18 protein-coding genes are annotated in these 21926 nt (G+C 56.9%); 5 read left to right on the top strand and 13 right to left on the bottom strand.

Going from position 1 to position 21926, the window contains the following annotated elements:
- Positions 1-5 precede the first annotated feature (5 nt).
- Genes LAC81_RS26275 through LAC81_RS26260 form a run of 4 tightly spaced genes read right to left on the bottom strand, consistent with a single transcriptional unit; the run spans position 6 to position 4625 of the window.
- Complete coding sequence (locus LAC81_RS26275; RefSeq protein ID WP_223730060.1) at positions 6-1259, bottom strand: M24 family metallopeptidase; 1254 nt, start codon at positions 1257-1259, stop codon at positions 6-8.
- Positions 1260-1282: 23 nt separating this feature from the next.
- Entirely contained in the window at positions 1283-2596 is a 1314-nt protein-coding gene (locus LAC81_RS26270; RefSeq protein WP_223730059.1) for a dihydrolipoamide acetyltransferase family protein, read from the bottom strand.
- The gene (locus LAC81_RS26265; protein ID WP_223730058.1) at positions 2593-3582 is read right to left on the bottom strand and encodes an alpha-ketoacid dehydrogenase subunit beta; all 990 of its coding nucleotides are present in this window, start codon (positions 3580-3582) and stop codon (positions 2593-2595) included. Before LAC81_RS26265 ends, LAC81_RS26270 begins: the two co-directional genes overlap by 4 nt.
- On the bottom strand, positions 3570-4625 hold the full coding sequence (locus tag LAC81_RS26260) for a thiamine pyrophosphate-dependent dehydrogenase E1 component subunit alpha (RefSeq protein ID WP_223730057.1): 1056 nt from the start codon (positions 4623-4625) through the stop codon (positions 3570-3572). Before LAC81_RS26260 ends, LAC81_RS26265 begins: the two co-directional genes overlap by 13 nt.
- A 725-nt stretch (positions 4626-5350) precedes the next feature.
- On the opposite strand from LAC81_RS26260, the gene LAC81_RS26255 reads away from it, so the two are divergent.
- Together LAC81_RS26255 and LAC81_RS26250 are read left to right on the top strand one after the other, a co-directional pair.
- On the top strand, positions 5351-7057 hold the full coding sequence (locus LAC81_RS26255) for an extracellular solute-binding protein (protein ID WP_223730056.1): 1707 nt from the start codon (positions 5351-5353) through the stop codon (positions 7055-7057).
- A gap of 33 nt (positions 7058-7090) precedes the next feature.
- Entirely contained in the window at positions 7091-8041 is a 951-nt protein-coding gene (locus LAC81_RS26250) for a glutathione S-transferase family protein (protein ID WP_223730055.1), read from the top strand.
- A 64-nt stretch (positions 8042-8105) separates the two neighbouring features.
- Here the strand turns inward: LAC81_RS26250 and lpdA are convergent, their stop codons facing one another.
- Together lpdA and LAC81_RS26240 are read right to left on the bottom strand one after the other, a co-directional pair.
- The gene (gene lpdA / locus LAC81_RS26245) at positions 8106-9566 is read right to left on the bottom strand and encodes a dihydrolipoyl dehydrogenase (protein ID WP_223730054.1); all 1461 of its coding nucleotides are present in this window, start codon (positions 9564-9566) and stop codon (positions 8106-8108) included.
- Positions 9556-9867, bottom strand: a complete 312-nt coding sequence (locus tag LAC81_RS26240; RefSeq protein ID WP_223730053.1) for a hypothetical protein — start codon at positions 9865-9867, stop codon at positions 9556-9558. The genes lpdA and LAC81_RS26240 overlap by 11 nt, the downstream gene beginning before the upstream one ends.
- Before the next feature lie 151 nt (positions 9868-10018).
- Between LAC81_RS26240 and LAC81_RS26235 the strand changes: the two genes are divergently transcribed.
- Positions 10019-10963, top strand: coding sequence for a GlxA family transcriptional regulator (locus LAC81_RS26235; RefSeq protein ID WP_223730052.1), 945 nt, complete (start codon positions 10019-10021; stop codon positions 10961-10963).
- Positions 10964-10972: 9 nt separating this feature from the next.
- On the opposite strand, the gene LAC81_RS26230 is transcribed toward LAC81_RS26235, so the two are convergent.
- Positions 10973-11623: an HD domain-containing protein gene (locus LAC81_RS26230; RefSeq protein WP_223730051.1), complete on the bottom strand. Its 651-nt coding sequence runs from the start codon at positions 11621-11623 to the stop codon at positions 10973-10975.
- A 256-nt stretch (positions 11624-11879) separates the two neighbouring features.
- Between LAC81_RS26230 and LAC81_RS26225 the strand changes: the two genes are divergently transcribed.
- A complete protein-coding gene (locus tag LAC81_RS26225; protein ID WP_273700211.1) occupies positions 11880-13337 on the top strand; it encodes a catalase in 1458 nt (485 codons plus the stop codon).
- Between the two features lie 241 nt (positions 13338-13578).
- Positions 13579-14484, top strand: a complete 906-nt coding sequence (locus LAC81_RS26220) for a LysR substrate-binding domain-containing protein (RefSeq protein ID WP_223730050.1) — start codon at positions 13579-13581, stop codon at positions 14482-14484.
- Positions 14485-14503: 19 nt separating this feature from the next.
- Here LAC81_RS26220 and LAC81_RS26215 read toward each other — a convergent pair whose 3' ends face one another.
- The 6 genes from LAC81_RS26215 to LAC81_RS26190 all read right to left on the bottom strand — a co-directional run bounded on the left by LAC81_RS26215 (position 14504) and on the right by LAC81_RS26190 (position 21615).
- On the bottom strand, positions 14504-15316 hold the full coding sequence (locus tag LAC81_RS26215) for an ABC transporter ATP-binding protein (protein WP_223730049.1): 813 nt from the start codon (positions 15314-15316) through the stop codon (positions 14504-14506).
- Positions 15309-16316: a FecCD family ABC transporter permease gene (locus LAC81_RS26210; RefSeq protein WP_223730048.1), complete on the bottom strand. Its 1008-nt coding sequence runs from the start codon at positions 16314-16316 to the stop codon at positions 15309-15311. The genes LAC81_RS26215 and LAC81_RS26210 overlap by 8 nt, the downstream gene beginning before the upstream one ends.
- Entirely contained in the window at positions 16313-17302 is a 990-nt protein-coding gene (locus LAC81_RS26205; RefSeq protein WP_223730047.1) for a FecCD family ABC transporter permease, read from the bottom strand. Before LAC81_RS26205 ends, LAC81_RS26210 begins: the two co-directional genes overlap by 4 nt.
- Positions 17303-17329: 27 nt before the next feature.
- A complete protein-coding gene (locus LAC81_RS26200; RefSeq protein ID WP_223730046.1) occupies positions 17330-18247 on the bottom strand; it encodes an ABC transporter substrate-binding protein in 918 nt (305 codons plus the stop codon).
- A 56-nt stretch (positions 18248-18303) separates the two neighbouring features.
- Entirely contained in the window at positions 18304-20457 is a 2154-nt protein-coding gene (locus tag LAC81_RS26195; RefSeq protein ID WP_223730045.1) for a TonB-dependent receptor family protein, read from the bottom strand.
- Positions 20458-20757: 300 nt separating this feature from the next.
- On the bottom strand, positions 20758-21615 hold the full coding sequence (locus tag LAC81_RS26190) for a MurR/RpiR family transcriptional regulator (RefSeq protein ID WP_223730044.1): 858 nt from the start codon (positions 21613-21615) through the stop codon (positions 20758-20760).
- Between the last annotated feature and the right edge of the window lie 311 nt (positions 21616-21926).

Below are 21926 nucleotides of genomic sequence, written 5' to 3'. Positions count from 1 at the left end.
TCGGATCAGAATACTTCGCAGCCCGGCAAGCCGCACGAAATGAGTCGATCGGACGGAAAATTGGTAATAATTTCGCAGCCGTCCTTGGTTACGACCACTTCCTCTTCAATACGGGCTGCGCCGCTGCCATCTTCAGCGCCCTTCCATGTTTCGAGGGCAAAAACCATTCCCTCCTTGAGGGGGGTGTTCTGTCCGCGGAACCGTTTCGAAAAGATTGGCCTTTCCCATAGCGACAGGCCGACGCCATGCCCATACTGCAACAGGAATGCTTCAGCCTCATCTCGGTAGCCGAACTCTTGTGCATCAGGCCAAACCGCAGCAACTTCGTCCGGGGTGACGCCGGGGCGGATCATATCAATAGAGGCGCTGATCCATTTCGATGCTGTTTCATAAGCGTCGATCTGAGCGTTGTTCGGCTCGCCGCAGATGAAGGTTCGGTAGTAGCACGTACGGTAGCCGTTGAACGAATGCATAATATCTAGAAAGAGCATATCGCCGGGTTGGATCATGCGATCGGAGAAGGTATGCGAATGTGGGCGACCTCGTTGGCCTGAAACGGAATTTACACACTCGACTCGTTCCGAACCCATCCGGAACAAACGGTCATTGGCGATGGCCACTAACTCGTTCTCTTTCGTACCTGGGCGGATGGCGCGCGCGATGTCCACATAGGTTGCGTCCACCATCGCGGCGGCCATTTTCAGGAGTTCGATTTCGTCGTTGGTTTTGATCTCGCGCGCATCAAGCAGAGCTTGTTGTCCATCAACAACCTCAATCCCCTCTGCTTCGAGCGCGCGCAGCATGCCGAGCTCCATCACATCAATGCCCAAGGGCTCGTTCGCGATGCCATAGTGGACAAGAGCCTTTTTGATCTGCCGCGCAAATTCCCTCTGTACGTTCATATGAGGCGGGATCGCACCCTGCATAGTTGTAATCGGCGCTGCCACGTTATCGGCTATCCAAGGTGACGATATGCGTTTCGCCGGTGGAGCGGGATCCCAAAGGAACGGCGAGCCCTCTGCTGGGCAAAGCGCATACCGCATGAATTTGTCGCGAGCCCATTCGCCGATATGCGTTGCGGTGACGTAGCGAATATTATCGAAATTGAAGCACAGCACAGCCCCCAAGCCGGCAAGCTTAATCGCTTGCTGAGCGCGTGCCAGACGCTCTTTCGATAGACGACTGTAGTCAATGCCCTGCTCCCAGTCCTTGGCAATTTGGCCCCAGGCAGCAGTCGAGTGTGGGCGATTGTATTTCATCAGAAGGAACTCCAGCTTGAAATTCAGGTAAAGTCTGCGGCCCAGTCGCGGCTTTCGATGATCGTCTTAAAGCGCGAAAGGAATGCCGCGGAATATGCGCCATCGAACGCCCGATGATCGAAACTCTGACCAATCATTCCCGACAAGCGAGCCGCTACGAGCGGCCCTTGTTCGGTTTCAACAACTGAGGGGCGCATTTTGATTGCGTCTGTCGACAATATCGCGACTTGCGGTGCATTAATGATCGGTGCGGTGAAGTTGGTTCCGAATGCGCCGTTGTTCGAGATGGAGTAGGTTCCTCCCGACAAATCGCCAGTGGTCAGCTTTCCGGCTCGAGCTTTTTCGATCTGCTTTCCGATCGCTTTTGCCAAACCGGGAGTCGTTAAATCATCCGCGCCGCGAACGACTGGTACGACAAGCCCGTCATGTCCCAGATCGACCGCAATGCCAAGATTTACCTCTTGATTTAGAGCGAGCGCATCTCCAACAAACTCCGCGTTCACCCAAGGAAATTCCCGTAGGGTGATGCAGACTGCACGAGCGATAAATGGCAGGAATGTCAGATTATGCCCGAACTCTTTCTTGAAGTTCGCTTTTTGCGCGGCTCGAACGGCGTCCACTCTCGTGAAGTCTACTTCAATCGCCTGGAAGACATGCGGTATGGTCTGCCAATTCTGTTGAAGTCGTGCGCCGGTCCGCTTTCTAATAGAGTTCAATTGAACAAGAGGCCGCCCTTCCGCCGAGTTGGGCACCTTTGGCTGCGTCGCCGGGCTCTGAACAGCCTCCGGTTTGTCGTTGGTACGCGCCCCGACAGCGTCGCGGCTGGCCAATGCTTGTGCTACGTCGTTACGTGTTACTTTTCCTCGGCCCTGTTCGGCTACAGCCTTAGCCAACGTATCGAGGTCCAAACTGTTTTGGGCTATCAAACGCCTCGCTAGTGGAGTTGCCTTCACTCCATTTGCTGCTTTCGATGATCCAAAGTCCTCAAGGGGACTGGACACTTCCTCGAACGGTGAGCGAAACGCCGCCAAAATGGCGTCCCCTCGGCCCCGGTCAGCGTCACTGGCCTGCTGCGAGGATACCGGCAACTGAGGAAGGTTGTCTAAACCCAAAACCGCTACCACGGCTCCTACTTTTGCGGTTTCACCAGCTTGAACAAGTATCTTACCAAGCTTCCCAGCGGAGACAGACTGTACTTCCATCGTTACCTTATCGGTTTCGATTTCGAAAAGAACGTCCCCCTCGTCGACCTGCTCACCTTCGGATTTAAACCACGTTAGGATCTTGCCTTCCGCAACGGTTTCCCCGAGCTGCGGCATGATAACGTCGTTAGTCATAGCCGTGATCCATTCATGACGCGCGAAATCCGTTCGACAATCCGGTCCGCATTTGGAAGGGCAAGATCTTCAAGATGGTCGGCCGCGGGCAACGGGATGTGGGGAGTCGTGATACGGACTATGGGGCCGTCGAGATCCCAAAACACCTCGTCTACCGCGATAGATGCAATCTCGGCGCCCCACCCACAAAGTCGTGGGTTTTCCTCGACGGTAAAGAGGCGTCCGGTCTTGGAGATCGAATTTAGAATCGTGTTCGTGTCAAGGGGAACCAGCGACCGGACATCGATCACTTCGCAATCGATACCATGATCTCTTGCGAGGCGTTCGGCAGCTTCCATCGCTCTGTGAACCATGAGTCCTAGCGCGAGGATCGTAGCGTCACGCCCAGATCTGAGGATCTTCGCAGTTCCGAGTTTGTCGAGAATTTCACCGTCTGGAACTTCGCCCTTTATCGCATAAAGGGCTTTATGTTCGTGAAATATCACGGGATCATTGTCACGTACGGCGGCGGCCAGTAGTCCGACTACGTCGATTGGCGATGACGGGGCGACAACTTTCAGGCCGGGGATCATCATTGTCCAATTTTCGATGGATTGCGAATGCTGCGCGCCGAAGCGTGCCCCCCCGCCGTTTCCTGTTCGAACGACAAGCGGACACCCTAGCTGGCCGTTCGTCATGTAGCGCAGTTTTGGAAACTCATTCGCAATATAGTCAAAGCAAACTGCTGCAAAGTCGGCAAACATGATCTCGGCTATTGGCCGCAATCCTGTCATCGCGGCGCCCATCGCCGCACCCAGGATTGCCTGTTCTGAGATTGGCGTGTCCCTTACCCTTGTTGGGCCGAACTTGTCATAGAGACCCACCGTCGCCTTGAATACGCCCCCCGCTTTTGCGATATCTTCACCGAGAAAGACGACGTTGCGGTCCCTTTCCATCTCTTGCGCGATGCCCCGCGCAACAGCGTCACGATACGTTAGTTCCGCCATTCCCATCCTCCATTTGCATAAACGTCTGCCGTAAGAAGCTCAGTTGGCGCAGGAGGAGATGCCTTGCACACTTCGGTGGCGGCTTCGACTTTCCTTTTCGCTTCTGCCTCAATCGCTTCAAGTTGTTGATCGGAAACACCAAACTCGCGCAGACGATCGCGGTAAATTTTGATCGGATCTCGCTCCAGCCATTGCTCAAGCTCTCCTTCAGGCCGATACTTTGCTGGATCTGCGCGAGAATGGCCGGAATGCCTATAGGTAAGGCACTCAATCAGCGAGGGACCGTCTCCCGCACGCGCCTTGTCGAACGCGGACTGCGCGACTCTAAAGACAGCGTCCGCGTCGTTTCCGTCGACAATAATGCGCTCGAGACCATAAGCTGATGCGCGGTCGGCTGCCGGGTACTCAACCGCCGTGACATCCGCGATCGGGGTGTACTCCATATAGAGGTTATTCTCACAAATGAACACGACAGGAAGCTTCCATATCGCGGCAAAATTTAGGGCTTCATGGAACGCGCCGATATTGGTGGTGCCATCTCCAAAGAAGCAGACCGAAACATCATCGTCGCCCAGGTATTGGGCTCTCCAAGCCGCGCCACAAGCGATCGGCAGATGCGCGCCGATGATTGCATACGACCCCATGACCCCATGCTCAACTGAGGTCAGGTGCATCGACCCGCCTTTGCCCCGCATGAGTCCATTGTCGCGGAGCATCAACTCGCCAAGCACTTTCTCCATCGGCACGCCGCGCGCCAGCGTGTGCGCATGACCGCGGTATGTACAAAATGATTTGTCACCCGGCCTCATTGCGGTAGCGACACCCGCCGCTATCGCTTCTTGCCCAAGCGAAAGATGACTTGTTCCCTTGATGAGGTTCTGGAAAAACAGGTCATTCGCCTTCTTTTCGCATACCCTTATCTCGACCTGGAGACGGAATAGTTCCATCCGGGTTTCAAGGTCCAAATCGTCGTTTTGAAGTGTCAGGGGTCCAGCAGTTTTTTTCGCAGCCATCTTGTCCATCCGCGTTGTCGCAATGATCATGCCAACCCTCTGCGCGCCTGGCAGCGCTGAATTTTCTCAAAATGATAATCCTGGACAACGCGCTTCTTCTCGTATGATGATCAACAAGGAAGGGCGCTGTACGCTGACGAAGTTTGCGGACGAAAATTCGTATCCATCATCCGACGGGAGGCACGTTTCCCCCGAAGTTGTTCCCGGCACTTCTCCGTCGTAGGTGGCAGCAACCCGTGCTGTTTCGCGCCCTGGCGACCGTCAGACATGCCTGTTCAGTCACGTTGATTTGCAACTCGCCCTCCAAGGCTCCCGGCGCATTCCAACTCGGCTAGTGCTCCCATAGAAATTTGCCTCACAGCACGTCGGCGACCATCGCTGTCATGCTCGAATCTCATTTTGAGAGGATTGCGGCTTCAAAGGCGCCGCCTGGCACGCCAGATTCAATGTTTGCAAGACCAGGAGGATAGCAATGGCCAGCCTGAAGCGACGTGAGGGAAATACTTACAGCAGTGCGTGCCAAGACCTGCTTGAACAAGATCCGGCGCCTTATTGCCTCCTGGCGATAGTGAGGCCGGTTAGCCGACCCAGTGGCCCCCTCCTCTTACTCAAAGAGATCGGCGAAAAATCAATCCTTTAAGGTCTCGCTCCCGGAGTGCGGTGTTGCAGTCCGCAGGTACAGTCGTAGCCGCGAAACTTCTCGATATTTGCGGGCTCCTTGCGTTAAGCTGCCGGAAAACACAGCGACGAAGCCTATGACGGAATATGAGCTACTAAGAATTATTTCCTTCCTGGAGAAGATCCGAGCCCCTTATGACGAGGGGATCGGACTGGCCCGGCCTGATGCTTATTGGAACATCCTCCTCTGTCTGATGAAAGCCACCCTCAAAGGCGAAGCAATTACGAAGTCGACTTTGGCGCAATCCGCCAATATTCCGTTCCCAAGTGCAATGCGCAAAATAAGTCAGCTGATTGAGGAAGGCGTGATACTTGAAGTACCGAAACGCCAATATGGAAGCTCGTACGTCCTCAAACCGAGCCAGTGCCTAAGAGACGACTTCTCGAACTACGCCTCTAAGATCAAGGTGCTTTTAGCAGCGACCTTTGGTTTAGGAGTGAGGTCGAGCACGGATCCCGAAGAATATTACTTTGGTGGCTCGTACATGGAGGGACAGGTGATCCCCCCGCTTAAACTTATCGAGAACAGGAGTGAGAAGGAAGGAAGTATCCGCTTTTTGTTGCATGATGATAATTACTTCGCATCCATGTCACACATGTGGACAGACTTTCGCAGCGGCTTGTCCGCGCGAAGCAACTTTAAGTTCCTTCGACTACCGGCGCTCCGCGAAGAAATCCTTGAGAATTCAGCCCAAGCGGAAAGTTCGTACGACATAGTCGCCATAAACGTTCCGTGGTTGGGAGAAATGTCGCACAAGTCCATCGTTCGGCCCTTGGACGATCTCATCAAAGACAGCGGGATAAACCAACTCGACTTCCACCCCGACATCTGGGCCACCGGTACGTGGTCCGAAATGCAATTCGGAGTGCCAATCTATTCGACGATTGAAACGTTGAATATACGCAAGGATCTTTTTGACGAGCATAACCTCCCAACACCTGGGAGTTTCGAAAAGGTTTTGGAGGCGGCTGCAAAGTTGCATCAGCCAAAGCGCGGGATTTCGGGGATCGTTTGGGATGCTGCGCGGGGGATGCCTGTCGCCTCAAGCTTCATGTTCTTCATGGCATGTTGCGGAGGAGGGGTTTTGAACGTTCCGTCTTCCAAGCTTTTTTTGGACTACAGCCGCCTAGACCCGGAAATGTATCGCCCGCGCGTGGACAGCGTCCAAGGGCTTGAAGCTCTTTCCTATATGCATCGCCTGATAAAATACTCGCCCCCGGACATTCTTCAAACTCACTGGAACAGTGCCCTGGAGCGCTTCCTGAATGGCAGCGCGGCAATGATCTATTGTTGGACAATGCGGGCGGCACGCTTCGAGTATGACATCCGCTCAACCGTGAAGCGAAAGGTGGAATACCTTCCTCTTCCTCACGGTTCGCGGGGACCAACGCTCAGTCCGGTGGGGGGGTTTTTGCTTGCGATACCGAAAAACGTCTCGCCTGAGCGTGCGCAACTGGCGTTTGACGCAATCTCATGGATGACCTCGCCGGCTGCGATGAAGGAACACGTGAAGAATGGATTTCCGGTAGCGCCTCGCTTCAGCGTTGCAGCCGATCCAGAAGCGGCCGCGACTACCCCGATAGTGAGAATGGTCGACAGATTAGCAAAGCAAAACAAGCTTCACAGGTGGCCACGCCCTCCGATCCCCGAGTACGCGCTCATTGAGAGAATTCTTGGAGATTTGATATTCGCAGCGCTATCGGGCGACATCACGGATCGTGAAGCGCTCGCACGCTCTCAAACCGAAATCGACCAAGTGATGCGAAACGCAGGGTACTACTGAGTAGTCCCCATTTCATTTTCGGAAAGGGAAGAAATGCTAGTCAATGGAAAGTGGCAGGGCGATTGGCATCCAGCCTGGGTAACGAAGAAGACGCCAAAAGCAACAAGCGGCATTCGCAACTGGATCACTGAGGACGGCGAAGCCGGGCCGGTCGGGGACCGTGGCTATCAAGCCGAGCCTGAACGGTACCATCTGTACGTGGCACTCTTGTGTCCTTTTGCGACTAGAGCGTTGATCGCACGAAACCTTCGGAAACTGCAGTGTGTCTCGGTGAGCTATGTTGAATCTGAACTTACTCCCCAAGGCTGGAGGTTTGCGCCTGGAGCCGACAGCATAAATGGCAAAGAGCACCTTCACGAAATTTATACTATGTCGGACTCATCGTATTCGGGAAGGGCCACCGTTCCGGTTTTGTGGGATAAGAAGCGCCGAAAGATCGTCAGCACTGAATCGGCCGACATAATGCGGATGTTTACCACCGGATTCAAGAATTTCGGGGATCTCAAGGTGGATCTCTATCCCGCCGAGTTTCGTGCAGAGATCGATCAACTTGCTACTGATTTACACCATAGCCTGAACTTTGGCGTCTACAGAGCCGGGTATGCAACTACCCAGGCTGACTACAATGCAGCCTGCGAAGATATCTTTAACTCTCTCGAGGAACTCGAGGCCCGATTAACGTTTGGGGGACCCTTTCTTTTCGGAAACCAACTCACGGAATGCGACATTCGCCTGTTCGTAACGCTCGTTCGATTTGATTGCGTCTACCATGGCTTATTCAAATGTAACATTCGGCCCATGTCTGATTTCGCAATGCTCACGACGTATGTTCGGCGGATATTGTCAAATCCCGATGTCCGATCGGCGGTCGACTTCGAACAGATAAAACGAGGATACTACTCAATAAAGGCGCTCAATCCTTCAGGCATCGTCCCAGTCGGGCCGGATATGTCGCATTTAATTGACGAAAGCAAAGCCGCCTGAGGTAAGAGTTGGCTGCGGCCCCCGCCTGTGGACTTGCGGGGGCACCGGCGCCGTCAGATGGTTTTTATGAATTGAGAGCACGTCCGTACGCGTCCAGCACACTTTCCTTGAGCGTTTCCGAAATCGTCGGATGAGGAAACACCATATGAAAAAGCTCTTCTTCCGTCGTCTCCAAGTTCATGGCTACTACAAATCCTTGTATGAGTTCGGTGACATCGGCGCCAACCAGATGGGCACCCAGGAGTTCGCCGGTCACCTTATCGAAAATGGTTTTGACAAGGCCTTGATCTTCACCGAGTGCGATCGCTTTTCCGTTCCCCACGAATGGGAAGCGGCCGACAGCAACATCGTGTCCCTGCTCTCTCGCCTTGGCTTCCGTAAGACCCACCGAGGCAATTTGCGGGTGGCTGTAGGTACACCCAGGGATTTTCTTCCTGTCGATCGGATGAAGGTTCGGAAGTCCCGCGATCTTTTCCACGCATAGCACCGCTTCATGTTCCGCCTTGTGCGCGAGCAGCGGAGGGCCAGCCACATCGCCGATCGCGTATACTCCCGGTACATTCGTGTTGCCGTACCCATCCGTCACAACGAAACCGCGGTCGGTCTTCACGCCCAGAGCTTCAAGGCCGATATTTTCGATGTTTGCTTGAACCCCGACTGCAGACAGCACTCTATCGGCTGTGATCTCGACAGTCGTTCCGTCCCCTTTTTGGATGGTAGCGGTCACGGACACCGCCCCTTTGTCGACATGGACGACCTTTGCTCCGAGGAGGAATTCAGTGCCAGCACGCTCGAATTGCTTTTTCGCCAGAGTAGCTATCTCGGCGTCTTCCGCCGGCAGAATCTGGTCCATCATTTCAACGACTGTCACGTGCGTGCCCATAGCGCAGTAGAAGTTGGCGAATTCGATCCCGATCGCACCTGACCCTATTACGATAAGTGATTTGGGTAACGAGTCAGGCTTCAGTGCGTCGAAGTAGGTCCAAATCAGGCGGCCGTCCGGCTCAATGCCGGGCAACGCGCGGGGACGGGCACCGGTGGCAACGATGATATGCTTGGCGGAGTACGTGCCGGCACCCAGCGTTTGCCGAGGTACGGGGCCGACTGGCTCAACTGGATTCCTAGCGTTCCCGACAACAACAATTTCTCCAGGGGCTGTCAGCCTTGCTTCTCCCCAAATAACATCAACCTTATTCTTTTTTAGAAGGAACCCGACACCGTTATTCATGCGGTGGGCGATGCCACGAGAGCGCGCAATAATTTTCGAGAGGTTTGGTGTGATCGATCCATCAAATTCGAGACCAAACTCGGCACAGTTCTTGGCGTACTGGAAGATCTCTGATGAGCGCAGGAGCGCCTTGGTCGGAATACATCCCCAATTCGAGCAAATTCCCCCGAGATGCTCGCGTTCCACGATCGCGACTTTCATCCCAAGTTGCGCTGCACGGATAGCGGCAATGTAACCGCCCGGACCCGAACCGACAATCAGCGTATCATACTTCTTCAAGGTGCTATCAGTCGCCATTTGCTGCTCCCATCGTTTCTGAAGGCTTGGCTAGCAATGGCGGAATCAAAACTCCCATGCGAACGGGAAGATAATCATATTGAGAATCTGAACGAGCTCCGTGCAAATTGCTCGGCGTCTTTTTTGCCGTCGGGATGCTTCCCGATAGGAGGCCTGCCAGGGTGGCGCAGATCTCAGCCGAGCAGTTATTCGTTGTCTCGGGCCAAAACTTAACGGGGCCAACCCAACCCGACAGCCATCTCTGCGCGGTGGCTCGCATCCCAATTTGCTGCGCAACATTAAAGAGCGTGGGGTCCTGCATTCCGTGGCGTCCTCGGAGAACCTTAAGATTCAGAAATTTGTTGGCACGTCGTAACTGATTGCATATGAGACCTTGTTCGTGCCGAAGTAACGAGCAACACCGAGATGCGCATTTCCGAATTTGGGGTATTGCATTGACCAAGAGTATTGGAATGCTCGTCTTCGATGGTGTCCAATCCCTCGATGTGTCCGGTCCGCTCGATGTCTTCGCTGAAGCAAACGGATTCGTTGAAGAGAGCGCTGGCTACACGATTTGTCTAATAGGGCCAGAGAATTGCCAGGTCCATGCCTCGAACGGGATGATCCTAGGCTCCAACCTCTCGTATGGACAAGCTCAAGGCCCCTTCGACTTGTTCCTCGTCCCAGGAGGGCCATCGCTTCCCACCCGAGAACCTGCTCAAGAACTTGTGCATTGCGTGCGACGTCTGGCCTCGCGGAGCGCTGTGTATGGCTCCGTATGCACCGGCGCTTTTTTGCTGGGAGCAGCGGGGCTCCTTGATCGGCGCAAGGTCACGACACACTGGCAGAATGCCCGACACCTGGCGAACCGCTTTCCGGCCGCTGATGTTGACTTCGACCGAATCTACCTGCGAGACGGCCCGCTCGTGACATCGGCTGGAGTCACGGCGGGAATTGATTTAGCCTTGGCTTTAGTACGAGACGACCATGGACCCGCAGTATCCCTGGCGGTCGCGAAACGGATGGTCGTAGTAGCGCAGCGACAGGGCGGCCAGTCGCAGTTCAGTCCGTATATCGAGGTAACCTCGGACCCCAGCTCGCCAATTGCAAGCGTGACCGCTTACGTAATGGCAAATCTAAGCCGCCAGCTTTCCGTGGCACAGCTGGCTTCCGCCAGCTCGATGAGTGAGCGTAATTTCGCGAGAGCGTTCGTCGCGGCTACAGGATCGACGCCGGCGCAATTTGTCGAAAGCGCGCGCCTCGACGCGGCGCGCGCAATGTTAGAGGGAAGCGGAAAGCCACTGAAAGTCATCGCCCACGAATGTGGATTTGGCAATCCGAAGCGTATGCGAGAGGTTTTCCTCAGGCGACTTGGCCTGCTTCCAACTCAGTATCGAGATCAATTCCTGATCCGCTGAGATTGCAGATCAGCTTTCCCACTTCGAGTTCAAAATCATATCGACGAAGTTCTCGCGCTTGTAGGTTGGATCCATGTAACTGAGGACGTCCGCTTTGACGTTGCCGAACGTCGTCTCCGGTTTGCGGATCGTGCCCAGGCAAAACGATGATACGATGCCGTGCTTGAACTTCAGGCCACGCGGATGGCAGGCGCATACTTCCTGACGCTGCGCCTCGGTGAACTCATCATACGCGATGCCGAGCACGTCCATTTCGACACCCGCGGTCACGAGCGCAACGGTCGGGCGCTTGTGCTGAGGGATCCCCGGAGTTGTATGGAGTGCAATCGAGTCCCAGACATCATCAACATCGCGCTCGGTAACGTCATAGGCTGATAGGAAGTCGCGTGCTGCGTTGGCTCCATCGACTTCAAATCGATCGTGGTCACTGGCATATTGATCCATGATGCCCATGTCGTGGAACATCGCACCGATGTACAGAAGCTCGGGGTCGTATTTGAGTCGTTTGCGTTCTCCTGTTAGAGCACCGAACAAGAAAACGCGGCTGGAATGGTGGAAAAGAAGATCCGTTTCCGTGTCCCGGACCAGCTCCGTTGCCGCTTTCGCCATCGCGCTGTCAGGAACCTTAATGCCAGCAACTACCTTCGGCTCGTTATTCATGGGTTTACCTCATCACTTAAAGGGTGGCGGCACTTTTGTGCCGAAGCGACGATCAAGCCGCTGACAATAGGATCGACGGCTCGCGATCCTCAAGCAACTCGCGTGGGCGCCCTTTACCTGCCAACTAGGGCTGGAAATCCGCCAAACGCCGTCAGAATTCGATTGTGACGGATTACCTCATAATCAAGTAGTTTTGTTATCATTTTAAATCGATCGGATTGGTGGCACGGTTTGCGAAATCGAAACGGAGCACACTATGAAGACCGAAGAAATGCGACCGCCGCTGACCTATGCCAACGGCGCCCCTGTCAGCGACAATGTGAATATCCAGACCGCCGGTCCTCGGGGCCCAGCGTTATTGCAGGACATTTGGCTCATTGAAAAGCTCGCGCATTTCGATCGCGAAGTTATCCCCGAACGGCGCATGCATGCCAAAGGCGCCGGCGCACACGGTACGTTCACCGTCACCAAGGATGTGACCGGTTACACTCGGGCCAAGCTATTTTCTGAGATCGGCAAGCAGACACCGGTCTTGGCCCGGTTCTCCACCGTTGCAGGCGAACGGGGCGCCGCTGATGCCGAGCGCGACATTCGCGGCTTTGCCCTCCGCTTCTACACGGAGGAAGGCAATTGGGATGTCGTCGGCAACAATACTCCAGTCTTTTTCTTCCGCGACCCTCTGCGCTTCCCGGACCTCAATCACGCCGTCAAACGCGATCCGCGAACGGGCATGAGGTCGGCGGATAACAATTGGGACTTCTGGTCGCTTCTTCCGGAAGCGCTCCATCAAGTGACAATCGTAATGAGCGAGCGCGGAATTCCGCGATCCTATCGGCACATGCACGGTTTCGGAAGCCACACTTTCAGCTTCATCAACGCTGAGAACCGACGCACATGGGTCAAATTCCATTTTCGGACACAGCAAGGCATCGAAAACTTAACTGATGCAGCTGCAGCCGATGTCATCGGCCGAGACCGTGAATCCCACCATCGAGACCTCTACGAGAGCATCGAGCGTGGTGAATTCCCGCGCTGGAAAATGTACATCCAAGTGATGACCGACGAAGATGCGAAAGATTACCCGTTCAATCCCTTCGATTTGACGAAGGTGTGGTCGAAGAAGCAGTTTCCGCTGCACGAAGTCGGCATTTTCGAACTCAATCGGAATCCAGAGAATGTTTTCGCCGAAATAGAACAAGCTGCATTCACACCAGCCAATGTGGTGCCAGGTGTTAGCTTCTCGCCTGACAAGATGCTACAAGCCCGTCTGTTCTCTTATGGCGATGCCGCTCGATACCGATTGGGCGTGAACCATCACCAAATTCCCGTCAACGCGCCAAAATGTCCCTATCACAGCTACCACCGGGATGGCGCGATGCGGACCGATGGAAATCTTGGGGGCACGCCGTCGTATTGGCCGAACAGCAAGGGCGAGTGGCGCGATCAATCGTTTTTGAATGAGCCACCGCTTGAAATCAATGGAGCCGCCGACCACTGGGACCACAGGGTAGACGAGGATCATTACCAGCAGCCTGGGGATCTGTTCCGTTCGATGTCATCGGCACAAAAGCAGGCGTTGTTCGACAACACGGCTCGCGCAATGGGCGATGCTAGGACAGAGGTCAAGAACCGTCATATCGAGAACTGCTCAAAAGCCGATCCTGAGTACGGGCGAGGTGTAGCAGAGGCACTGAAGCGCCTGAACGGACTTTGAAGCGTTGGGTCATAACGAAGGCTGGATCGTCGGGGGAGTCCCCCGACGATTTCTTTTCGTAAGCTACCGTTTGGCTCCGAGGCATCTGAGTTTGCAGGGCTGCAGGAGGAATCCTGCCAAACCGACCCGGATTTCAGCCAACATGCGCTACCGACGATGCTACGAGACGACGTGACTGTTATAGCGATCTCACAGAAATGGTGCGGCGTGGCTTGTGTCGGCCACGACCCGGTGGCTTTTCATGACCAATGTAAACTATCTTTCGCTGAGGGACCTTGAGTACGTCGTTGCAGTTGCTGACAACGGCAGCTTTATCGGCGCAGCCAAGCAATGTCGTGTAGCCCCACCGTCGCTCTCCGCACAGATCAAGAAGCTTGAGGGCAGCATCAAGATCACTGTTTTTGAACGCACGACAAGGCGGGTCTTTCTCACTCGAGAAGGACAACGTTTTGTTGAGCAAGCAAGGCGAGTGCTGGCAGAGGCCGGCAAATTAATCAATCTTGCCGAACAGTCCAACCTTCAGTTCGGAGGTGCACTAAGGCTAGGAGCAATTTCCACGCTCGGCCCGTACATTTTTCCCCTTGTGCTCCCCCAGGTACGTCAACTCTACCCTGAGCTAAGTCTCGGACTGGAGGAAGGTTTCACCCACGATTTAATACGTAAGCTACTTTCGGGGTCCGTGGACGGTGTCCTTTTGTCATTTCCCTTCGACGAACCGCTCCTATCAAGCGAAATGTTGTTCGAAGAGCCTTTTATGCTTGCTGTGCCAAAGTCGGATAAGCCGAGGGTTTACGACCTTATGCTTCTTGATGATGCGCATTGTCTTCAGGGCCAAGCGTTAGCAGCTTGTTCGACTCTCAAACGCGGAAAGCGGCACGCAACGAGTCTAGAGACATTGAAATACATGGTCGCTGCTGGCGAAGGTTGCACGATCGTCCCCGCGCTCGCGGCAGGCAGAAGCGATCCTGTCGACTATTTGCCTGTTTCCGGCGCGGACAACAGTCGAACTATCGTACTTGCGTGGAGGCGCAGTGACCCCCACGCTCGGGAATTCGCCGCCTTGGCCAAGACTTTGAGACAAATTGTAGTGAGCACGGGGTTGGTCCGACCGGTACAAGGACCTGAGCTTAAGGCGGCGATTGCATAAACAGTGCGTCCGTTGTGGGTTACGCTGTCCCTTTGGCGAGCCGCACCAAGGGTATGCAGAGCGGGCTGCCTTCCACCGGATGCGGGATGACCATGGCTTGCACCCCGAATACGGCCCTAATTAGCTCAGGCGTCAGGATCTCAGCCGACGGCCCGGCCGCGTGGATGCCCCCGTCCACGACCGCAATGACATGGTCGGCATAGTGCGCCGCGTGGTTCAGGTCATGGACCACCATGACGATCGTCCGCTCCTGCTCCCTGTTCAGCGATCTTAGGACCTCGAGCACCTCCAGCTGGTGCGCGATATCGAGATAGGTCGTCGGCTCATCGAGCAGCAGGAGCGGCGTTTCCTGAACGAGCGCCATGGTGATCCACGCCCGCTGACGTTGACCACCGGAAAGACGGGAAAGATCCGTGTTGGCGAGCGGCAGGAGATCGGTGATGGCCAGCGCCTGCTCGATGATCTCCTCGTCACGCTTTGAAAGTCTGGAGAGGAGATGGCGATGCGGGTGGCGACCGAAGCGGCATAGCTGGCGCACGGTGAGGCCGTCAGGCGAAACCGGGTTCTGCGGCAAGAGCGCCAACGTTCGAGCGATCGTCCGGTTGGGCAAAGCTGCGATCGACTGGCCGTCGAGATAGACCGTTCCGCCCGAAGGTCGGATGACGCGGGCGAGCGTACGCAGGAGCGTCGACTTGCCGCTGCCGTTGGCGCCGATCAGCGCCGTGATCCGGCCGTCCGGGATGGTGACGTCGACATCCTTAAGGACCGTCGCCTGGCCGTAGCCGACCGTGAGGTTCCGGCAGTAGAGTCGCGCGGGATGTTGCTCAATCATTTCGGCTCTTCTCCTTCAACAACAGGAAGACGAGGTAGGGACCACCGATGACGGCTGCGACGATGCCAGCCGGAATCTCGTTGGGAAGCGCAACGACGCGTCCGGCCAGATCGGCGATCGATAACGCCAGTGCCCCGAGAAGGGCGCTTGCGGGAATCAGGTATCGGCTCCGCGCTCCGACCACCAGACGAGCCGCGTGCGGCGCGAGCAGCCCGAGGAAACCCATGCTGCCGACGGCCGCGACGGCGCCACCGGCGAGCAGAACCGAAACAAGGATCAGCCCGCCGCGAAGCAGCGACGGCGCAAGTCCGATGCTTGTCAACGTATCGTCACCGAAGCCACCCGCGTCCAACCGGCCGGCAGCAATCAACACGAACGGCAGGCATAGGAGAAGCCAGAGCGAAAGTGCTGAGACATCCGCTCCGGTGCTGCCGTAGACGCTTCCGGCGAGCCAAACCATCGACTGTTCCGCCCGGCTGGGGAAGAGGACCATGGCATACTGGATCAGCGCCTGCGCGAACATGCCAAGCGCGACGCCCGTCAACGCAAGCACCGTGGTGCTGCCACCGAACCGTCGGCCGATCACAAGCAGGGCGAGCGCTCCGAAAAGGGCCCCGGCCATCACACCAAGCGGGATCGCCCATGCGGACCAGGCAGGAGGGGTCATCAGCCCAGCCGAGAAGGCGCCGAGCCCTGCCCATTTGGTAATGCCGACTACGTCGGGAGAGGCGAGCGGATTGCGCAGCGCCCCTTGGAGGAAGACGCCGGCAAGACCGAAGGCGGCTCCGGCCAGGATGCTGATCGCGACGCGCGGCAGGCGGTATTCCATGACGATGAAGGCATTTTTGCCGCCGCCGAAAGCGGCCATCACATCGCCGACGCTCAGCTTGACGGCACCGATCACCATGCCGAGCAGCGACACTAGGCAAAGGAGCAACAGAATTAAGACGCAGACGAATGCGGCACGCCGACCTTCGCGGTGTTCGCGCGCATCCTTCATCGGGTCCTCTTGCCGTAGAGGATGAGCAGGAAGGCCGGAGCCCCGATGAGCGCCGTGACGACACCCGCAGGCATTTCAGCGGGGAAGACGACGATGCGGCCGAAAAGATCTGCCGCGCCAAGCAGCAGCGGTCCGACGATGGCAGAAAGCACAAGGATGACCGCGATATCCCCGCCCGCAAGTCGGCGAACGATATGCGGAACGAGAAGCCCGATAAAACCGATCGGTCCGCATACGGCCACGGCCGATCCCGCGAGCAAGACAATCAGGATAGCGGCGACGCCACCGGTACGCTTGGCATTTTGCCCGAGCGAGAGGCCCGTCGTCTGATCGAGGGCCAGAACACTGAAATGCCGCGCGCCCGTGAGAGCAACGCCTCCGCCAACGAGGGTGAAGGGCAGGATCAGCGAGACCTTCGGCCATTGCGCGGCGCTCAGAGAACCTGCCAGCCAGTAGACGATGTCCTGCGCGGCATTGTTGGCGATCAGGATCGCCTGGACGAGGGCCGACAGCACTAGCTGAATGGAGACACCGGCAAGTGCCAGCTTCAATTCGTTCATTACCCCGGATATCGACAGCGCCCACATGGCGAGGCCGACCGCCGCGGCGCCGGCAAAAGCAGGCCCGACAGTGCCCGCCCCCTTGAGCGAAGGAAAGGCGATGAGACAGGCGACGATGGCGAGCGAGGCACCGGCGTTGATACCGAAAGTTTGCGGCGAAGCCAGAGGGTTTCGGGTCAGAGTCTGGATCAGCACGCCAGCGATCGCGAGGTTTGCTCCGACGAGCATGGCCAGCAAGGCCCGCGGCAGACGGACGTCCCAAACGAGCGCGCTTTCGGGCGAAGCATCCGGAAAAAACAGCAGCTGCAAGGCGTGCCCGACGGAAAGCCCGGACACGCCGAACGAAACACCTGCAGCCAGAACGCCAGCCAGGAGGACCAGACCGAGCGCCGCGATCAGCACGGGATGGCGCGCGCGGTCGTTCATTCGCTCTCCGTCATCGCCGAGCGGCGCTCAGTTGGCATCATAGACCTTGGCAAGAATTTCGCCGGCGATCATCTCCGCAGTTTTGAGACCGCGGAACCGTGCGAACTGATTGCGATCGACCTCGAACACCATCTTGTTTTTGACGGCGGGGATGGCATTCCACACGGCATTGTCCTGCCACTGGTCGAGGACGGTACCGCCCGGATCGGTGGCGACCAGCAGAATATCTGGAGCGACCGAGACAAGTCGCTCCAGGCCCGCGCCGCTTTCAACGGCATCGCTCGAATCGATCGCGGGCGTCAGCCCCATTGCTTTGAAGACAGAGCCTGTGAACGAAGCGGACGTGTGCAGGCTCATGGAATCCGGCGTGGCGACCGCGAGCAGTATCCGCCGCTGTTCACCTTTGGGAATGCGGGCAACGAGGGTGGCAATGCGCGACTCGTGATCGGCGATCGTCTGTTCGCCCCGCGCCCGGTCTCCAAGAGCATCGGCGATGGTGACGACTGAGGTCTTGATGGTTTCATAGTCCCCTTCCCAGCTGTTGAGCACGATGGTCGGGGCGATGGAACCAAGCTGCTGGTAGATGGCCGAATGCCGGATTTCGTCGGCGATGATCAGGTCCGGCGCAAGGCTGCTGATCAGTTCGAGATTGGGCTCCAGGCGAGTTCCGACGGAGGCGTATTCGATCGTCTTGCCAAGCAGTTGCTCGATGCGCTTCGGCTGGTTGTCGTCGGCAATGCCGACCGGCACGACACCAAGCGCATCGAGTGCCTGGACGAAGGAGAACTCCAGCGCGACGACCCTATGCGGCTTGCCGCCAAGCTCCGTGGTGCCGAGCCGATGCTCGATGGTACGTGGTCCGTCCCCGGCCTTGGCAAAGGAGGCCGCGGTGACGGCCGCAATCACGACGGCGAGGCTGAAGGCGCGGCGGGTCAGGCTGCTCATTGGGCTATCCGGCTCCATATTGGTCTTGCTGCGCCGGACCGGCGCACCGCTGTTGATCAGAACGCGATCGACGCATTGACGAAGAAGGTCCGCGGCTGTCCGACAAACTTGCCGCCGTTGTTGTCTGTTGAGCGCGTAAAGTATTCCTTGTCGAGAAGGTTTTTGACTCCGAAGGCAAGTTTGGGAGCGTTTTCTTTGCCTTCTGGCTGGTAGGCCAGTCGGAGGTTCACCGTTCCGTATCCCGGGATGTCGCCGAGACGCCCGGTCGCATCCTCTTCCTCCACGTAGGTCGCACCCTCGACGGCATTGCCAGGCGACCGCTGCTTCGACTGGGCCGACAGATCGGCGTTGAACAGCCAGTCCTCGTAGCGGTAGCTCGCACCGATCGTGCCGAAATGACGGGAATAGAAAGGAAGGTCGCGGCCTGCGAAGGGCCCGGCTTCGTAGGTGGCCTCGGTATAGGTGTAGTTCGCGTAGAGCGACAGGCCGTCGAGCGTGTTGCTGAGGCTGCCCAGATCATAACGGGCCGCCGCTTCGATGCCCTGGTGCTTGGTGGCGCCGAGATCGGTCCATAGCCCCTCGCCGACGATGTTGCGGCTCAGATAGAGTTCCTGGTCGAAATCGATGAAGAAGGCGGTCAACTCGCCACTCAGGGCATCGCCTTCGTAGTGGGTGCCTATTTCGTAGGTCTTTGCCTTTTCCGGATGCAGGCCGTCCGTGGTCGACGCCAGGTGGCTGTATTGCTGCGGCCCGAAGGAAACCCCGGCATTGGCAAAGACGCTCCACACGTCATTGACCTGATAGGCAACAGAGAGTGTGGGGAGAAGCTCGCTAGCATTGATTTCAGGTGATCGTTTGCCTGTCACCACGCCGCCGGCAAGATCCGTGACCGTATTGTCTGTGCTGATCATCTCGTAGCGGATGCCGGGCGTGATGGTCCAGTTTCCGATGCCGATCTTGTCATCGATGTAAACGGCATGCGCCGTCGTGCCGCCCTCGCTCGTCTGGTAGGTGTTCATCGGCAGATCGTATGGATTGATACCGGAAGCGCGCGTGTAGAAGCCTGTCCGCGCAGCGACTTCGGAACTCTCCTCCCAGAGGTAGCGATAGCCGACCGTTACTTCGTGCGTGGTGTCTCCGAGCTCGAAAAGGCGCGAGTAGCGTGGCTCGATGCCGAAATACTCGTAATCGCGCGGAGCGGACGTCAGGCGGTATCGGCCTGCATTGCTGCCAGTGCCCTGCTGTTCGACGTGGCTTCCGCGGAAGGAGTTCACATAGTAGCCGAGCACTTCGAAATTGTTCTCCCCGTCGTCATGCTGATAGCGCAGCGAGATGTCGTTGCGGCGTCCACTGAACTCGTCATAGCGACGCGTCGACTGGAAGGGGTCCTCGGCATACTCCGCAGTCGTAAGGCCGCCGGGCATGCGGCCCTCGCCGCTATAGTGGTGGTACTGCAGGCCAATGGTGTCGGTGTCCGTGAGCTCATACTTCCCCTTGAGGATCAGGTCGTCGATGTCGGTTCGGTCGTTGTCGTCGCGATAGCCTTCGCCGTGAATGCCGGAGTAAAGTAGTGCTGCACCTAGCCCGTCGTCGTTGGTGCCGCCGACGAACAGGCTGGGAGTCGCCTTCACGCCGCCATTGGCCTCGGCACCGGAGGAAATCCGGGCGGTGAACTCATCCGGGATCGGATGCGTGACGAAATTGATGATGCCGCCGACATTCTGCGGGCCGTAGCGCACAGAGCCTGCGCCACGCACGACGTCGATCGCTTCGACGTTGCCGAGCGTGAGGGGGAACAACGACAATTGCGGCTGGCCGTAAGGCGCATAGGACAGAGGGATACCGTCCATCAGCACCGTGGAGCGCGGCGAAAGCCTGGAGGTAAGGCCACGCACGCCAAGGTTCAGCGAAACGTCGCTGCCGCCTGTACCATTGCTTTCCTGCACTTGCACGCCCGGAATCTGGTTGAGCGCGTCGCGAACATCCATCGCGCCCCGCTCCTCGAACTCTTCTTTGTCGACGATCGTGCGGGCCCCGGGATGCTTCAGCATCTTTTCCTTGTTCGGCTCCTCCAGCCAGTTGCCCGTGACGGTGATGGCCTCAAGGCGTGTTGCCCCGCCCGTGCCTGCGTCTTGGGCAAACCCGTGTGCCGGAATGAGTGCAGCGGAAGCCAGCAGCGCTGACCTGACAAAGTGGCGATTGCGAAACATCTGTCCCCCGATTGAAAAGAACGTGCCGACACCCCGCGCGATGGTTCATCGCCCGGGTGGAGATCTAGAGATGGAAGTGATGACGAGCTGCGAGCTTCGACCGCATTGGCAGCCGACATGTCTGCAAACGTTAGCGTCTCGGACTTCGGATGATCGTCATGTAGAGCCCCGTCAGGCAAATGAAAGCGACCGCAACAAGCAGCCGTGTCGGAGCTACTACATTATTGAAGCATGCACTTCAACAAACATTACTGCTGCACTCATATTTTTTATGGATGCCCAGATGAGCTAGACGGGACCTTACGGCAAACGTCCGCGCAGATCGGCGAGGCCCCTACGCGTTGCCACCGCTCTTTCCTGGTTGCGGGCCGCGATACCATAGGCCAGCAAATCCAATACGACGATAGCTCCGAGTGTCCAACTCGCAAGACCTGTCGCTGAACCAACGCACGTAAGAACCGCCGAGACCCTGTCCCGGTATAAATCCGTGAGCTGCACGCCACAGATCAGCACCACGCCACACCCAAGCTTTGCGGCATGCTCGATGACGAGGCGAAATTCTGGCGTATCGCGCGCCGCGTGGAAAATAACGACGACGTCGGCGGCACGGAGGTCGATGAGTTCGTTCGCGAGAGAAAAGCCCGCGGCACCGGTATGCCGGGCGCGCAAACCTACTCGGCTGAGCGCAATCTTTCCGTGCAATGCCTCGACTTCCGATCTGCCGATCCCAATACACCAGACTGTATCGGCTTGCTCCAGGAGCTGCATGGCATGGGAGATCTCGGCAAGGTCCAGCTTTTCCTCGCAAGACTCCATGATCTCGTGCACAGTGGAAAAAACGCGCTGTTTGATTGATACGAGATCATCACCCGTAGCCCGGAACCGCTGCAAGAGCCGTTCGGCAGTTGGAATACTCTTGGCCATGGCGCGACTGCACAGTCTTTTCAATTCCGGCAAGCCGCTGAAGCCGAGCCTCCGCGCCGCTCGAATCACGGTCGCATCGCTTGTGCCACTTTGCGCAGCGATTTCCTCGGCATTTTGGAAAACGAGGACATCCATCGGCGTCGTCAGCAGATATTCGACAACAGCCAATTCAGAGCGACTGAGCCGTTCCTTGTGCTGTTCAAACCGATCGCGAAGGGTACTTTGGCCTTCCATAATATGTACATCCCGTGTATTAGCGCCTGCGCAAGCTGCAAAGTCGACAGCAGGCGTCGACGCCGCTGCCAACTTGTTCAAATACCTCTAGCATCACATCCTATATGAAATCGCAGGCGGAACGAGCGTTAAGGCCCATCAGGCGACAACGCGGCGATTTCCACCATACGTTGACCCACGTCAAACACGTACCCGGTTGAAATTCGATCCCTGCCGCGCCCCTACTGGGACCTGCCAGATCGCATGCCGGCCACGTAGCATGCGTTGGGTGCCATGTAATGGCGCGAAAAGTCATACGGTTGCCGAGAAGC

The organism is Ensifer adhaerens (assembly GCF_020035535.1).
GTDB lineage: Bacteria > Pseudomonadota > Alphaproteobacteria > Rhizobiales > Rhizobiaceae > Ensifer.
This window is presented reverse-complemented; position numbering and strand designations above follow the sequence as displayed.

Excerpts from the sequence above, each read along its gene's own strand:
- LAC81_RS26205 (WP_223730047.1), bottom strand. The coding sequence starts at position 17,302 with ATGAACGACCGCGCGCGCCATCCCGTGCTGATCGCGGCGCTCGGTCTG.
- LAC81_RS26275 (WP_223730060.1), bottom strand. The coding sequence starts at position 1,259 with ATGAAATACAATCGCCCACACTCGACTGCTGCCTGGGGCCAAATTGCC.
- LAC81_RS26250 (WP_223730055.1), top strand. The coding sequence starts at position 7,091 with ATGCTAGTCAATGGAAAGTGGCAGGGCGATTGGCATCCAGCCTGGGTA.
- LAC81_RS26220 (WP_223730050.1), top strand. The coding sequence starts at position 13,579 with ATGACCAATGTAAACTATCTTTCGCTGAGGGACCTTGAGTACGTCGTT.
- lpdA (WP_223730054.1), bottom strand. The coding sequence starts at position 9,566 with ATGGCGACTGATAGCACCTTGAAGAAGTATGATACGCTGATTGTCGGT.
- LAC81_RS26195 (WP_223730045.1), bottom strand. The coding sequence starts at position 20,457 with ATGTTTCGCAATCGCCACTTTGTCAGGTCAGCGCTGCTGGCTTCCGCT.
- LAC81_RS26230 (WP_223730051.1), bottom strand. The coding sequence starts at position 11,623 with ATGAATAACGAGCCGAAGGTAGTTGCTGGCATTAAGGTTCCTGACAGC.
- LAC81_RS26225 (WP_273700211.1), top strand. The coding sequence starts at position 11,880 with ATGAAGACCGAAGAAATGCGACCGCCGCTGACCTATGCCAACGGCGCC.
- LAC81_RS26210 (WP_223730048.1), bottom strand. The coding sequence starts at position 16,316 with ATGAAGGATGCGCGCGAACACCGCGAAGGTCGGCGTGCCGCATTCGTC.
- LAC81_RS26200 (WP_223730046.1), bottom strand. The coding sequence starts at position 18,247 with ATGAGCAGCCTGACCCGCCGCGCCTTCAGCCTCGCCGTCGTGATTGCG.
- LAC81_RS26215 (WP_223730049.1), bottom strand. The coding sequence starts at position 15,316 with ATGATTGAGCAACATCCCGCGCGACTCTACTGCCGGAACCTCACGGTC.
- LAC81_RS26240 (WP_223730053.1), bottom strand. The coding sequence starts at position 9,867 with ATGCAGGACCCCACGCTCTTTAATGTTGCGCAGCAAATTGGGATGCGA.
- LAC81_RS26255 (WP_223730056.1), top strand. The coding sequence starts at position 5,351 with ATGACGGAATATGAGCTACTAAGAATTATTTCCTTCCTGGAGAAGATC.
- LAC81_RS26270 (WP_223730059.1), bottom strand. The coding sequence starts at position 2,596 with ATGACTAACGACGTTATCATGCCGCAGCTCGGGGAAACCGTTGCGGAA.
- LAC81_RS26235 (WP_223730052.1), top strand. The coding sequence starts at position 10,019 with ATGCTCGTCTTCGATGGTGTCCAATCCCTCGATGTGTCCGGTCCGCTC.
- LAC81_RS26190 (WP_223730044.1), bottom strand. The coding sequence starts at position 21,615 with ATGGAAGGCCAAAGTACCCTTCGCGATCGGTTTGAACAGCACAAGGAA.
- LAC81_RS26260 (WP_223730057.1), bottom strand. The coding sequence starts at position 4,625 with ATGATCATTGCGACAACGCGGATGGACAAGATGGCTGCGAAAAAAACT.
- LAC81_RS26265 (WP_223730058.1), bottom strand. The coding sequence starts at position 3,582 with ATGGCGGAACTAACGTATCGTGACGCTGTTGCGCGGGGCATCGCGCAA.